The sequence below is a fragment of the Tahibacter amnicola genome, from assembly GCF_025398735.1.
In the GTDB taxonomy this organism is placed as follows: Bacteria; Pseudomonadota; Gammaproteobacteria; order Xanthomonadales; family Rhodanobacteraceae; genus Tahibacter; species Tahibacter amnicola.
Genome location: NZ_CP104694.1, coordinates 4,032,944 through 4,046,906 on the forward strand (window position 1 = coordinate 4,032,944; position 13,963 = coordinate 4,046,906).

Annotated in this window: 11 protein-coding genes (1 of these 11 only partly in view); 3 read left to right on the forward strand and 8 right to left on the reverse strand. The window is 64.4% G+C overall.

Annotated elements, in window-relative coordinates; genetic code table 11:
* Positions 1-3,975, reverse strand: partial view of a non-ribosomal peptide synthetase gene (locus N4264_RS15865; protein ID WP_261693212.1) — the beginning only. It extends 5,643 nt beyond the left edge of the window; 3,975 of the gene's 9,618 nt are visible here — the first part of the coding sequence; it begins with the start codon at positions 3,973-3,975; its stop codon lies beyond the left edge, outside the window.
* Positions 3,976-5,802: 1,827 nt separating this feature from the next.
* Positions 5,803-6,528, reverse strand: a complete 726-nt coding sequence (locus tag N4264_RS15870; protein ID WP_261693213.1) for a GNAT family N-acetyltransferase — start codon at positions 6,526-6,528, stop codon at positions 5,803-5,805.
* A 440-nt stretch (positions 6,529-6,968) separates the two neighbouring features.
* Here N4264_RS15870 and N4264_RS15875 point away from each other — a divergent pair, with 440 nt between their 5' ends.
* Together N4264_RS15875 and N4264_RS15880 are read left to right on the forward strand one after the other, a co-directional pair.
* The gene (locus N4264_RS15875; protein WP_261693214.1) at positions 6,969-7,451 is read left to right on the forward strand and encodes a hypothetical protein; all 483 of its coding nucleotides are present in this window, start codon (positions 6,969-6,971) and stop codon (positions 7,449-7,451) included.
* 353 nt (positions 7,452-7,804) lie between these two features.
* Positions 7,805-8,416, forward strand: coding sequence for a hypothetical protein (locus N4264_RS15880; protein ID WP_261693215.1), 612 nt, complete (start codon positions 7,805-7,807; stop codon positions 8,414-8,416).
* Between the two features lie 35 nt (positions 8,417-8,451).
* On the opposite strand, the gene soxR is transcribed toward N4264_RS15880, so the two are convergent.
* Complete coding sequence (gene soxR / locus N4264_RS15885; RefSeq protein ID WP_261693216.1) at positions 8,452-8,895, reverse strand: redox-sensitive transcriptional activator SoxR; 444 nt, start codon at positions 8,893-8,895, stop codon at positions 8,452-8,454.
* Between the two features lie 135 nt (positions 8,896-9,030).
* On the opposite strand from soxR, the gene N4264_RS15890 reads away from it, so the two are divergent.
* Positions 9,031-10,401 (forward strand): MFS transporter, encoded by a 1,371-nt coding sequence (locus N4264_RS15890; RefSeq protein WP_261693217.1) that lies wholly within the window; start codon positions 9,031-9,033, stop codon positions 10,399-10,401.
* 29 nt (positions 10,402-10,430) lie between these two features.
* Here the strand turns inward: N4264_RS15890 and N4264_RS15895 are convergent, their stop codons facing one another.
* The 5 genes from N4264_RS15895 to N4264_RS15915 form a co-directional block, all read right to left on the reverse strand.
* The gene (locus tag N4264_RS15895; protein WP_261693218.1) at positions 10,431-10,997 is read right to left on the reverse strand and encodes a peroxiredoxin family protein; all 567 of its coding nucleotides are present in this window, start codon (positions 10,995-10,997) and stop codon (positions 10,431-10,433) included.
* A gap of 72 nt (positions 10,998-11,069) precedes the next feature.
* The gene (locus N4264_RS15900; protein WP_261693219.1) at positions 11,070-11,594 is read right to left on the reverse strand and encodes a MauE/DoxX family redox-associated membrane protein; all 525 of its coding nucleotides are present in this window, start codon (positions 11,592-11,594) and stop codon (positions 11,070-11,072) included.
* Complete coding sequence (locus N4264_RS15905) at positions 11,591-12,472, reverse strand: SDH family Clp fold serine proteinase (RefSeq protein ID WP_261693220.1); 882 nt, start codon at positions 12,470-12,472, stop codon at positions 11,591-11,593. Before N4264_RS15905 ends, N4264_RS15900 begins: the two co-directional genes overlap by 4 nt.
* Positions 12,462-13,469 carry an MvdC/MvdD family ATP grasp protein gene (locus N4264_RS15910; RefSeq protein WP_261693221.1) on the reverse strand — a complete coding sequence of 336 codons (1,008 nt, stop codon included), beginning with the start codon at positions 13,467-13,469 and terminating at the stop codon, positions 12,462-12,464. The genes N4264_RS15905 and N4264_RS15910 overlap by 11 nt, the downstream gene beginning before the upstream one ends.
* Positions 13,470-13,716: 247 nt before the next feature.
* Positions 13,717-13,902: a hypothetical protein gene (locus N4264_RS15915; RefSeq protein WP_261693222.1), complete on the reverse strand. Its 186-nt coding sequence runs from the start codon at positions 13,900-13,902 to the stop codon at positions 13,717-13,719.
* Between the last annotated feature and the right edge of the window lie 61 nt (positions 13,903-13,963).

Here is a 13,963-nt window from a genome sequence, read left to right on the forward strand (position 1 = left end):
ACTCCATTTGCAAGCCAGCAGGGCGAAAACGCTCTGCAGCAGGCTGAACTCGGTAACAGCCAATCGCTGGGCAAGGTTTCGCAGCCTGGTCACCAGTGCCGGGCCGATCGCCAGCTCCACCGGTTGCGCGGCATGGTCGGAGGGCGCCGATCTCGGGCCGTCCAGCGGCAGCGCATGCTGCGGCGGTGCATCGCTCAATACACCTTCCCAGTACGTCAACTGGCCATCCCACGCGCCCTGCGCCAGCGCAGCGTGCTGCCATGCCGCAAAATCCACATATTGCCGGTGCGGCGCCGCCAGCGTCACGGACTGCCCGCTGGCCATCGCGGTATAGATGTCCAGGAACTGATCGACCAGCACACGGATCGACCAGCCGTCCACGGCGATATGGTGCAGGTTCAGAAGCAGCACGGACTCGGTGTCCGACAGCACGATCACCTGGGCGCGGAATGGCACGTCCACCGCCAGGTCGAACGGCGCCTGCGCGTGCCGCAACGAGGCTGCTTCGACGTTCCCGGCGCGTTCCCGCGGCGTCCACACGGTGCCGTCTATCGTTTCGAGCCGCCATGCGGGCGCGGCCAGCACGACCTGACGCAACCCGGCGTCCGTTTGCCGATAAACAGTGCGCAGTGATTCGTGGCGTTCCAGCAGTGCCGCCAAGGCCTGCTCAATCCGTGCGGGCACCATCGGCCCGTCAACGCGGTAGGCAACCGCCATGTTGTAACGGCTGGATGCGGGCTCCTGCGACTGCAGATGCCACAGCTGGCGCTGTACCACCGAAACGGGATAGTCCGGGGCGTCGCGCACGACACTGGGGATCTGCCCCGGCGCGTGCCACGGCGGCAGCGCGTCCAGGCGTGCGGCCAGCGCGGAAAGACGCGAGTGGCGAAACAGGTCGCCGACCTCGACCTTGCGCATCGTTGTGTTGCGCAGGCGGGCCACCATCCGGACCGCCAGCACGGAGTCGCCACCCAGGACAAAGAAGTCGCTATGCCCGCCCAGCCCGGCGAACGGTACGCCCAGCATCTCGGACCACACGCTGGCAACACGGTGTTCCTGCGGGGTTTGGAGCGGCGTCGGCGCGTCGGCATCGCTGTCGTCCACCTGTGGAAGACGCGACTTGTCGAGCTTTCCGTTGGTACTGACGGGCAAGGCGTCGATGGCAACAAACGCCGTCGGCACCATGTAGCCCGGCAAGGCTTCCGAAAGCGACCGCCGAACCCAGGCCAGCGCGTGCTCGCCGGCCGGCGCAGCGGAGCTGCCCGCATCGGCGCAAACGTAGGCGATCAACTGGGCCGGGCGGTCACCGTCCGCCTTGCGATATACAACGGCGGCATCGCGCACACCGGGTAGTTGCCGGATCGCCGCCTGGATTTCGCCCAGCTCGATCCGATAGCCGCGAAGCTTGATCTGGTCGTCATTGCGTCCCAGGTACTGGAAACACCCACCGCCCAGGTGCCGCACGACATCGCCGGTGCGGTAGAGCCGCGTTTCGGGCACCGCGCCGCTGGTGACGAACTGGCGTTCGGTCAGGTCATCCCGGTTTACATAGCCAACCGCGAGTCCGGCGCCGGCAATGACCAACTCCCCGGGCAAGCCCGGCGGCACAAGCCGCTGGTGCGTATTGAGCACATAGTGACGATAGCCGGGCAGCTGGGCCCCAATCGCGGTGCGGACCTGCGCGGGTTCATCGCTGCGAACCTGCTTGACCAGGGAATAGACCGTCGCCTCCGTCGGGCCGTAGCCGTTCCACAGCACGACGCCACACGCCAGCAGATTCTCGGCCAGTTCGGTGGGCAGCGGCTCGCCCGCGCTGACAACGCATTGGCCGGCGCGGGGCTTCCAGCCGGCGTTGTAGAGCTGCTTCAGGCGCGACGGCGTGGTCTGCACGAACGAGGCGTCCGCCGCATTCGTCATTACGGCGAGGTCGAAGGGATCGGCCAGTTGCGCCGCGGACGGAAGGACACAGGTATTGCCGAGCGCCAGGCAGCCGAGCCACTCCACGACAGAAATATCGAAGGCGACGCTCGACAGGAACAGCCAGCGGCCGCCGTCGCCGAGCTTCAACTGTCGCGCAAATCCGCCGAGCAGGTTCTCGGCTGCGCCACGATTGATCAATACGCCCTTGGGGACGCCGGTCGAGCCGGAGGTGTAGAGAATGTAGAACGGATCGTCTGGCTGCACGCGTGCGGATGGCAGCGGCAGCTCCCCGGTCGCTGCGGACGCGAGATGCCCGACGTCGACCCAGGAAAGGTCTGTTGCGCAATCTTCCGGTTCGCGCGCGAATTCGGCATGGGTGACGACCAGTCGCACCTGGCTGTCGGCCAGGATATGACGCGTACGAAGGGCTGGACTTTGCGGATCGATAGGAACGTACACCGCGCCCAGGCGGACCAAGGCCAGCAGCGCGACCACCAGTTCCGGCGAATGCGGCAGGAGCACCGCCACGCGATCGCCCTTGGTGATCGCATACTGATGATGGAGCGCGCCGGCAACCGCTGCAACGCGTCGATCGAGCGCTGCGTAGCTGACGCGACCGAACGCACCTTCCAGCGCCACGTGCTGCGGTCGTTCGGCGAACTGGCGGGCGAGTCGATCGGCAACGTCGAATTCAATGCTGTCGATGCCATCGCCGAGGGCCACGGCCAGCAGGTGCCGGCGTTCCTCCGCGGTGACGCAATCCAGTTCTGCCACCGGGCAATCGGCTTGTGCGACCAGTTGGTCGAGCAGGTGCACGAAGCGGCGCAGTACGGCGCCGATTTCCGCAGCCGGGAAATGTCCCAGGTTGTAGTCGAAGAACAAGGCACTGCCGGCGGCATCCTGCGCGTCCCAGTAGGTCACCAGCAAGGGCATCTGCTCGTGATGATGCGAGCAATAAACGAGCTGGCCCGGCTTGCCGTCGAACAACGGATCGTCACCGACGGGCAGATAGCTAAACGCAAAATCGAACGGCTGGTCCTTGGGCCTGGGATTGCCGGGGTCGTTGGCCACTTCCATGATGGGAAAGTTGCGGTGCCGCAGCAGTTCCCGTTGTCCGCGCCGGATCGCGCCGACCACGCCGGCCACGGAAGCCGTGGGATCCACCTCGACCAGCATCGGCAGCATCTGGGTCAGCAACCCGATCTTGGCCCGCTCCCCCTCGTCGTGCCGTCCGTGCAACGGGATTCCGATCACCACGGAATCGGAGCAATAGCTCTGGCTGAAATAGACAGCGAGCACCGCGAGCACCAGTTGGTGCCGCTCGACCTGCAACTTCGCGCCCAGTGTCGACAGCGTCGCCTGCAACGCCGGCGATATCGGCAGCACTTCACGGGCACTGCGCCGGCGCGTTTGCGCAGGGACGTCGCCTTGCAGCGCGGGAAACAGGCTGTCATTGAAGCCGCGGGTCTTCTGTGTCCAGAAGCGCCGATCCTTTACGTAGCGGTCGCTGCTCCGGTAGGCCTGGTCGCGTTCGACCAATGCCGCATTCGGTACCTCCAGGGGCAGATCCAGTGAACCTTCGGAGGGTGCGCCGTAGAAGCGCGCCAGTGCAGCGCCCCAGTTCACGAAGCCGATGCCGTCCAGGGCGATGTGATGCCCCATGCCGACGTAGAAATAGAGATGCTCCGTCAGCTTGAGCAGCGCCGCACGGTACAGCGGCGCGTCCTCAAGGGGTATACATGTCGTGAATAGCTCTTCCAGCCAGTCCGCGGCGGCACCCTGGGGATCGTCCTGCGCCGAGAGGTCGACCAGCGGAAGTTCCACAGTGCATGAAGCGGCATGCGTCTGGTGAACACCCGCCTCACCCACGACGATCCTGAGCCGGAATGCTTCGAAGGAGCCGACCAGGCGCGCGTGCGCGCGCGTAAGCCGATCGACGTCCGGATTTTCCAGGCGGATGTAGCCACCGACGTTGTAGAACGGGTTGCCTTCGTTGTGGCACTGGTGGTGGAAAATGCTCGATTGCGCCGATGTCAGTGGTAACAACGTCTGCACTGAAAAGCTCCCTGCTCTGTAGTCGTGGCGCCGCACCCTCAGCGGCGCCAGGGTTGATCGAGTTCACGAAACGGGACTACGTGATCAACCAGCGGGGCGGCGACCCGGGTGACTCATCTGGCCAACGCTCCCGGCCCTGTTGTCGCGAGGCAACGCCAGCGAATCGGTGATGCCCTGCGGCGTGATCAGAACAGTCGGGGTCGGCGCCGCTTCTGCGAACCAACCCGACACAGGAATCCACCACGCGGACGGCATTTTTAGCAGCACGCCCGCCGCTCAAGTACACAACATGACAAAAGCGCGAAATCACCGTAACGAGGGCGACCAACGGTAGGAATCGGATGATGAGGGGGTAATATCGAAGCACTCGCAATCCTTTGACATCGAAAAACCACGACGCTGTTTCGATTTGCGAACTACAGCCCATCACCCGGCTCTGCCTTTCGGCAGCCGGAGGATAGGTGGTGGGATTCGGTACCGACTGGGAGGCGACGTACCGCGCAGGGCGGCGTCAAGTCGTTGATACGACGGGACACATCTGCGGGCACACCTTCGCAGGCCACGCCGTCGCCCGGCGGGCCATTCCCTACTTCCGCGGACGAAGGTGTGCCGTCATTGCGTCGCCAGCCTCGCGGCGATACGGCATTCCCGCTCGAACGCCGCACAACGCTGGCTGCATGCAGTGATCACGGCGCCCTCTATCGGTATCGCAGCAGTTGCCCCCCGGGCCTGCGTGCCGAAACGCGGCATTACCGGCATACGTCCAACCTTCCTGCTACTTGCCGTCGCCTCTGGCGCTGGCTGCACACCTTTCGTCGTACAACCACACATTAGCAACGGGGCGGCAGATTATCCGACCTCCACTTGACCGTCAACGCCACTATTTAATTCCTATACGTTTACTGAGGCAGAAACGTGACCAGCGCGACATAGGGATTAGAAAACGTTTCCGCGAGATGGATTTGCGCATTTATTTAACAACCGCCGCGCAGCTTTGGTTAATTTTTAGACAACCCCACTGCGGTCCTGGGGTTTTGTCCATTCTGAAACTCCGGCGGAAATGCAGCGCTCCGGATGCAGCCAGTCCTGATAGTCATGTAACGGCAGCCACAAGGCCGGCCTATGACAACTGTGCTGGAATCGTGTTTCCGCACGCGCACCGGGCAGGCTGCCGCCCCACCGTGCGCGGCCGCGCGCCCCGTCCCCCTGCCCAATGGCGCCGACCGGACGCTGCAGAAGACCCGGAATCGGGCGGATCCATTGGCAAAAAGGGCAATATGGGAATCGGCTGGTCCGATTCCCGGGACTAGGAACGTCGTACTTTGCTATCTCCATTCGTCGCATGATCGGCGCCCGGGCCGTTATCAACAGGAAGCACGGAATTCCGGTCAGCGCCTATTGACGGATGAGGAGCTGCATCACCGACACGGACCGTTTTCGTACTTGGCGCCAAATGGTGGCACTTATACTGGTCGTGGATGGTGGTATAGGATGGACGACTGCCCCGGCCGCCGTTTCACTAGGGAATGTCTAAACAAAGAACAGAGTGAAGTTTTTGTCAACGCCGTCACTGCTCTCACCGACGCCGGCGATCCAGGCTGGGGGCATGACCCGGTGACGAAAGACCACGACAGCGCGCGGACCACCGCCACCGAACGCGTCACGGTGTTCCGATTGTCCTAGTGCAGCGCAGCGGAAAAAGGCGACGGATTGGCGCTGCGGCCGCGATCCTCCCGTACCAATGGCCGCCCAGGGAATGTAGCGGCGCAACAGCAGGGCCGCGAATGACTGCTCGGCATTGCGCTGCGGATCATGCAGCCGCCTCTGCTACACCGGCGAGTCCGGAGAAATCACGTCCCAGCTGCCGAAACGCGACAGTCCGGCGGACTTGGCCAGCGCGACCGACGGAAGGTTGTCCAACTGGCAGCGATACTGGGGTTCATAGCCTTGTTCCAGTGCGGCACCGCTGATGGCGCGCACGACTCTGCGGGCATGGCCGAGTCCGCGGAATTCGGCGAGTGTCAGCACGCCCATGTCCCCCATGGGGGCGTCGCCCCATGGATACAGGCTGGCGACACAGACAAGGTGGTCGTTCACAAACGCGCCACAGGCGATCCAGTGCTCAAGCGCTACGGAAGCGTCGTCCCTGTCCTGCTCTGACGCCCTGCCCTCAAACGCCCGGAAGGCGGGTTCGTCGGCGCCGCTCAGACGGCGCACTGCGTCGGCGGGATTGGCCGTGAGCTCCGCTTGAGCGGCCCTGTCGTAGTAGAACAGGTGGTCAGCGCCGTGCAACGCGCCGCCGACCGCCTCCAGTCGTTCGCGCAGGCCCGCCATCGACGTGGGCCGCCGCCGGGCCAGATGGAGCACCTCGGCCATTGCCGGCGTCGTCGTCGCCAGAACGCGACCGTCCGCCAGCGTCAGGACCATCAGCCGGCGTTCTTCCCTCAGCGCGGGATTCACGGACAGCAGGAAGTGCTCGTCCTGGAACAGCGTCTCGCCGGCGCAGAAGAGTTGCTGCCAGTACTGCTTGACGGGTTCTGGAAATTGCAGCATGGAGATCGGTCCATCCGTTGGTCGTCGTGCGTGCGTCCTGGCCACGCTCCGGTGGCACTGGGCCCCGGCAACGCCTGGAGCGGACAGCGCGATAGAATAGCAAGTCTCAACGCCGTTGCCCGCCACATTTCCTGTGCCGCCGTCACACGCGTGCGTCATTGCCGACGAACGGTCGTCGCACGTCGTTCCTGTCTCCCGACATCCGACGATGGATCGGATGCCAGACTAGCTCCCTCCCTGTGACGCCCCCGGTGTCAATCCCCGCCTGGGGCACTTTCGACCACGGCGTCTGCGAATGCGTCGACGACCGGACTTTTGTGAACGGGTTCTCCCTTGAATAGTTCACGACTCGCAGGGCATGCCCGGTGCGGCCAATCTGTCGCCGTTTTGCGTACGCGATAGCATGGGTGACCGGCGTCGGCCGGAATCGGAGAGGTGGAATGAAAGCTTGGCTTGTGACCGTCGTAGCGGGACTGGGCACCGCCGCGACACTGTCGGCGACCGCCGCGGACTTGCGCTGCGATCTGCTCATCGATCGCTCCGGCAAGGCCTGCAGCACGTTCATGTGCAACCCGGACGGTACGCGTCCCGAGAGCGTCGGCGCCAATGCCGACGGGTCCAAACCGGATTTCCGGTCGCGCGCCGATCTGGTTGCCGCGGTGAACGAGGAAATACGCCAACGCGTCAAGCGCGACGACTACCCCGAGGCACGCCTGGCCGAACGCCTGCCGGCGTGGCTGAAATCGAACGGCGGCGTTCCCGTTGGCCTGTGCTGGAACGGCGGCCTGGCGGTGACCTACGGCGATTACCGTACCGCCGAGCGCCGCCTGGACGAATGGCAGAATGACCCCGGGAGCGCCAGGCGGCCAGCGCCTGCCGCCGATGCGCTCAATCCCATGCACAGTCTGGGCAGCAGCCGGTAAGTCGTAGGGTCCGCCCCGGTTGCTACTGTTTTGCGACACGGATCGCCGACCGCACCGGTACGGCGATCCGCGTGCGCACAATCGGACCATGCCGAACCCTGTCGCCCCGAAACCTTCTCGTGCACGACCGCCCCTGCTCGCAACCGATCCGCAGCCATTCCAGAACCTGCCGATCCCGTTCAGTACGTATTGGCAAGGCATGGCCGCTACAGTTCAAGCACTCGCACGTGGCGGGCCGGTAGTACCCTCGCCAGGCAGCTGTTGCACCGGACGCCCACTCGCAAGGTCTGAGCGACGCACGCGTCAGCACTGTGTCAGGATCGATTCATCTCCTCACTCGTACCTGGTATTGCATGGCCACTGCCAATTCCGGTTCGCCCCGGCATTTCCGGCCGGGCTGGTTCGCCTGGTCCGCTTCCGCGTTGTGGCTGCTCTTTTGCGGGCTGCTTCTCAGCGATGCGCACGTTGGATTCGAGGCGTTTCTCGGCGCGTTAGTGTTCGGCCTGGTCTGGATCATCACCTGGCTGGCCCGCCTGGGATGGTCCGTCTACGCGCGTTGGAAAGGCATACACGGGGTCCGTCGCCCGATGCCAGGTGTCGCGAACTGGCTGCTTGAGCCACTGGTTGCCGGCATCGGGCTGCTGCTAGTGCACACCGACACGCTGGCCCTGGCGCGCTTTGGGCTCAGCGAGCCGGCGCTTTCGGCGTACGTCCGCGACGTCCGCCAGGGAACCATCCCCTTTGACCCGGATCGCGACCATCCCCCACGCTGGGTTGGCCTCTACCGCGTCTACCACACGGATCACCTGCCGGACAGCACGGTGCGGATCCTGACCTCCGGTGCGAATCTGCTGGACAACGGTGGATTGGCCTGCGCAAAGGCCGGAGAGCCCGGGGGTACCGGCGAAGATTTCTACGCCAAGCGCTTTCCAGGATGCTGGTACGGGTACGTGCAGAGCTGGTGAACGCCCCTGCCGCGCACGCCGGGCGCTATCGCCGCCTATTCCAGTGGATTTCCCATCAATCGCCGCGGACCGGGGCCGATCTTCCCCAGGGTGTCGGCCGGATTGCTCAACCGGCATCGCTTGAGCGAAAGACAGCCGCAGCCGATGCACCCGGTCAACTCGTCGCGCAGGCGGGTCAACTCGGTGATGCGCGCATCGAGCGCCTGGTGCCATACGGCAGAAAGTCGCGCCCAGTCGGCGCGGGTCGGCGTCCGTGACTGGGGCAGGCGCGACAGAGCCTCCCCGATGGCCTCCAGGGAGATTCCTACACGTTGTGCAACACGAATTACCGCAATCCGGCGCAGGACGTCGCGCGAATAGCGTCGCTGATTGCCCGCACTGCGCGCGCTTCTGATCAGGCCCTTGCTTTCATAGAAGTGCAGGGCCGACACCGATACCCCGCTGCGGCGTGCGACCTCGCCTACACCCAGGTCCGTCATTGGCTTGACCTCAAGTTAAGTTGAGATTCTATGCTCGGCCGCCTCGTACTGGAGGTCAAGCATGTCACCCGACACCCCACGCATCCGCCTCGCATTCCCCCGCTTCCCCGATGCGCATGCCACGGAGGCCTGCCGATGAGCGCGGTGATCACGCTGAAGGCACCGGGCCTGTTCAGCCCCGAGTACCGCGCGATCACCACGGGCATGGTGACGCTGGTATCCCTTATTGCCTTCGAATCGCTGGCTGTCGCCACGATCATGCCGGAGCTGGCCCGTGCGCTGGACGGCATGCGCTACTACGCGCTCGGGTTCAGCAGCGTGTTCGCCGCCAGCGTGATCGGCATGATTCTGGCCGGCCAATGGAGCGACCGGCGCGGTGCGGCTCTCCCGCTGGCCACCGGGATTGCCGCGTTCGCTGCAGGCCTTCTCATCGCCGGCCTCGCTGCCGGGATGGGAATGTTCCTGCTCGGCCGCGCGGTCCAGGGGCTGGGCTCCGGACTCGTCTCCGTCGCGCTGTACGTCGTGATCGGACAGATCTACCCGCTGCCGCTGCGTCCCCGCGTCTTCGCGGCACTGTCTGCCGCGTGGGTAATTCCCTCGCTCGTTGGTCCCGGCATCAGCGCGCTGGTGCTGCACTACGCCGGATGGCGCTGGGTGTTTCTCGGCGTGGCGCTGCTGGCGTTGCCCGCGAGCGGGTTGCTGCGTCCGGCCTTGGCCATCGCCCCGGATCCGGCCCGGCGGCCGCCGGCCAAGTGCGGCACCCGACCGCTCGTCCGGGCAGTCGGCGCCGCGCTCTGCATTGCTCTACTGCCCTATGCGAGCCAGCAGGCGGTCGCGCTCGCGCCGCTTGCCGTGGCCGCGGTCCTGATTGGCATCGGCACTTTCGCCCACCAGCTCCTGCCCGCTGGCACCTTTAGCGTGCAAGCGGGCGTGCCGGCAGTGATCGCGCTGCGCGCCATGGCCGCGGGCGCCTACTTCGGCACCGAGGTTTTCGTTCCCTTGCTACTGAGTCAGCAGCGTGGGCTGCAACCCCTGTGGGTCGGCATCGCCGTGACGGTCGGTGCGGTCAGCTATTCCGCCGGATCCTGGTTCCAGGGCGTAGTCGCCAGCGGTGCCGGCGACCGCACAGTCCGACTGCGCGTCGGCATGGGGCTGATCGCAGGCGGTATCGGACTGGTGGCCACAGCGGTGTCGCCCGATGTTCCGCTCGGCATCGGCATTGCCGGCTGGTCCGCGGCGGGATTCGGCATGGGCATGGTCTACCCCATCCTGGCGAGCGCCATCCTGGAACTGTCGCCCGAGAACGAACGCGGCACGAACAGTTCCGGTCTGCAGCTCGCCAATGCCCTGGCCATTGCCGGCATGATTGCCATTGGCGGCGTGCTTTACACGGCCGTCGTTGCACACTCGGCGCGCCTCGCGTTCATGTCCGTGTTCGCTGTGTGCGCCATGTTGCCGGTCTTCGGTGCCGCACTGGCACATCGAAGCGCGATCCGCCGGAACTGACGCGACCGCGCCGTCAACGCCGATGCCACTTAACCGGCCATGGCCACCGGGGCGGTTTCGACGTCCTCCTGCTGAACCTGCCCGACAAAGGAAAGCCAGTTCTCATCGCCGATAAAGTCGCTGGCAAGCACGGTCTGGCGGTGATCGGCAAAGAGATAGAACGGCGCGGCATTGCGTGGATTCAGCGCGCGGCGCGCTGAGGCACTGACCAGCACGACGTGATCCAGCAGCGGCGTTCCGTGGAGAAACGCCGTCATCCGCTTGCGCGAATTTGCGCTCACGATCCACAGCGCCACGCCAGCGTTCCGGATGGCCGGATACAGTTGCGTCAGCTGCCGCACCCGCATGCGGCAGTCATCGCACTCGGGCGACAGGAACAGCAGCACGGCGGACTGGCCCGCCAGCGCCGAGGAACTGACCGCACGCCCATTCGACAACCATCGGCCTGAGAACGATGGCAGCGATGTGCCTTCAGGCAACCGGGTAGGTGAACGCAGGTACTCCTGCGCTGCTATCACCGCGGCGAGGCGCAGTACCAGGAACACCAGGAACGCGACGACAACGGTCAGGATGGCAACGACGAATTCGATGACCAAGGCTCACTCCCCGGGAAGACGACCACCACGCACGCACGCGAGGTTCCAGGACGCATAACGCATGCCCCTGCCCTACACCTTGATCCGCAGCACCGCCACGATGTCCTGCAGCGCGGTGGAAATCAGAAAGAAGATGACAGCGACGCCGGCCAGCATCACGCGCAGGAACACATCGTCTGCAGGAAGGGACGGCGTTCCGAGCGCAAACCCCGCTGCGCCGATGAACAGCAGGTTCCGCACCAGGTCATAGGCCGAGATTCGGTGGCTCGATCCGCCAAAGCAACTGCACAGGACCGTCCGGTCCTGTGCCAGCGACACCGCAATCACCGTGGTGAAGACAATGAACAAGGCCAGCGTGGCGATGAGGCCGTAGCGCGCGAACGGTCCCCCCAGCACCACCAGGGCGGCACTACCCCACTCGGCGACGATGATCGCGGCACCGACCGGTACGACGTACGGTCGCAACCCGGGAAACGACTTGGCCAAGTCCCGGCGGAACTGCCCGAAATGAAATGATTTCCCCCACGCAGCCACAAGCAGCGCCACGAGCAGCCAAAGGCGCGCAATCTCTGCGACAGGCCCCATCAGGTCGTTCATGCAACCCCCACCGGTTCCCAGCATCCGTTCGGGCTGTCGACCGACCGACGCCGCTGCAGACCACCGGTGCTGGTCATGAACAGTGCGTCGCACCAATCACTCTCCATCGATGTGCGAGACCCGCCGCCGACACGTGTGCGGATTTCGCACGCGATCTCCCAGGAAAGGGATTCCACATCCGCCTGTCGCGCCATCGGAAGCCCCAGGCGGGCAAGGTCATCCCCCGTCAATGCGTAGGTGTGCGAATGGAAGCCGAACAACAAGGTGTCGGTAATCGCCGAGCGCTGTTCGGGCGAGCGATCCGGAAGCGCCAACGCCAGCAGCTCGTTGCTGATGTCCTGTACCTCGCGCGTGCACCGGTACAGTGATGTCAGCGTGGTCGGAAAGATGCTGTCGCACAGCTGGGGCAACGCGCGTTGTCGGGCATCGTGCTTTTCCATGCCGAACCAGTCGTGGCTCATCTGCCAGAACAGGCGGATGTCCTGGGAGGAGAGCGCCGAAGGACCGCTGCCGGCGTTTTCCGCGTTCAGATGCGGATCGGTCGGCGAGAACACGGCCAGTGGCCCGGCAACGATTTCGTCGGCGGACAACGCCATCACGGTTCCCGCGGATTCGCAAAAATGCGGAACCACGAACGTCACGTGAGTGGCGAATTCCCGAAACAGCAGGGCAATGCGTCGCGCCACGTTCACGGAACCGCCACGGCAGTTCACCACGACGCAAAGGCGCTCAACCGGCCCGATGCTCCGCAACGATTCGTATGCCGCGGGCAGCAGATCGATGTCCAGGCTGGTAGCCGCCAGCACGAGCACGCGCGTCTGCACGAGCGATTCAAGGCGCGCGATCGCGGTAAAGCCCGTCTTGGTGCTAGCGTCCATCCGCGGCCCCCTGGATCAGGCGCTCCGCCACCGCATCTGTGAGTTTCAGTTCCGGGACCAGCTGCTCGACAAAGAGGAATTGGCCGCCGGGATTGTTCTCCAGGAAGACATAGTCGCCCTGCGGTGTGACGATGAGGTCCAGCGCGCCGTAGGAAAGACCATAGCTGTGGACGAACGCGATGCAGCGCCGCTCCACATCCTCCGGCAGCGTGAACGCCTCGTAGGGAATGGCAACGGAGAATTCGCGAAAGTCGGTAACGGTGCGCGGGTCGCTCTGCGAGAGAATCTTCGCGGAATAGGCCCGGTCGCCAATCACCGTCACCCGCACTTCAAACTGCTTGGGTATGTGCGTCTGGAAAAAGCACGGCACTTCGCCGATTCCATCGATCATCGCGACGTACTCGTCAGTGATCCGCGTCGTGGCAATGCCGACGGCGACGCACTCATCCGGTGAAACCTTGTCGGCGCCCAGATACGGTGAGGCCAGCGTCTTGAAGATGATGTCTCCGCCCTCGGCGTGGCGAAACTGCAAAACCGGCTCCGGTCGGTTGGCGATCAGTGATCGAGGGACCTCAAATCCCATTGCCGCGGCACGCAGCAGCTGCTCGCCCTTCCATTGCGCAGCGCGGGCGGCAATCGGATGGCTCATCCAGAAGCATGACAGGGAGTGCAGCAGACTCAATAGCACATGCTCGGTTTCTTCCGAGGCGTAGGCTTTTTCCTGCGCGCCGAGATCTTCACTGTCGAAGGCGAACTCGGCAGGTTTTCGCGTCCAGACCGCGCCAATATCGCTCAACCACAGCGTGTCACCGGAAGGCTGGTGCAGCAGGCTGCCCGTCCAGGCGCCGTCGGCAAAGCGAAGATCCAGTGAGAACCGGGCCGGAAATTCGTCCAGGTTCAAGCGGAACGGTCGATGCCCCTTCGCGAGAATCCGGTCGGCGACCAGATCAGCGTGCACGTCTGCGCGTTCCGTAATGATCAATATGCGTTTTGTCATTGACAGCCTTCGGTGGGCGACACAGCGAAGTGCAGACGACCTTGAAGGGCGACCTGCCCAGGATCACGGTGGTGATAAGCCGCAGACGCTGCGGTCCATTCCGGACACGCCGGGGTAGCACACGTTTCCCGGCCGGATGGAGTGCGTGCAGCAGCGACGCAGACACCGCCGCAGCCTTCTCCAACGCAGTGGCCGCACGAATGCAAGAGGCCCCGAAGGACCTCTCGCACTCAATCACGCCGGGTGATCAGCAGTAGACGCCACGGTCCTTGCCCGTCACGCCCTGATAGCGCAAGTTGCCCTGCCAGATGTAGTCCGTGCAGCCGGCAACGGAAACGCCATCGCGGCCTTTCCACTGGGCATCGGCGGACTCTTTCTTCGCCACTTCTTTGGCAGCCAACTTGAACGCAAACAGCTTCTGCTTGGTTTCCATGTAAATCTCCTCACAATTGATGGAGTTTCATTTTTCCAGCGCACCAGGGATGCGCTGCGGT

Coding starts and splice junctions, on each gene's coding strand:
- N4264_RS15915 (WP_261693222.1), bottom strand. CDS start 13,902: ATGGAAACCAAGCAGAAGCTGTTTGCGTTCAAGTTGGCTGCCAAAGAA.
- N4264_RS15875 (WP_261693214.1), top strand. CDS start 6,969: ATGAAAGCTTGGCTTGTGACCGTCGTAGCGGGACTGGGCACCGCCGCG.
- soxR (WP_261693216.1), bottom strand. CDS start 8,895: ATGACGGACCTGGGTGTAGGCGAGGTCGCACGCCGCAGCGGGGTATCG.
- N4264_RS15880 (WP_261693215.1), top strand. CDS start 7,805: ATGGCCACTGCCAATTCCGGTTCGCCCCGGCATTTCCGGCCGGGCTGG.
- N4264_RS15870 (WP_261693213.1), bottom strand. CDS start 6,528: ATGCTGCAATTTCCAGAACCCGTCAAGCAGTACTGGCAGCAACTCTTC.
- N4264_RS15905 (WP_261693220.1), bottom strand. CDS start 12,472: ATGGACGCTAGCACCAAGACGGGCTTTACCGCGATCGCGCGCCTTGAA.
- N4264_RS15890 (WP_261693217.1), top strand. CDS start 9,031: ATGAGCGCGGTGATCACGCTGAAGGCACCGGGCCTGTTCAGCCCCGAG.
- N4264_RS15910 (WP_261693221.1), bottom strand. CDS start 13,469: ATGACAAAACGCATATTGATCATTACGGAACGCGCAGACGTGCACGCT.
- N4264_RS15900 (WP_261693219.1), bottom strand. CDS start 11,594: ATGAACGACCTGATGGGGCCTGTCGCAGAGATTGCGCGCCTTTGGCTG.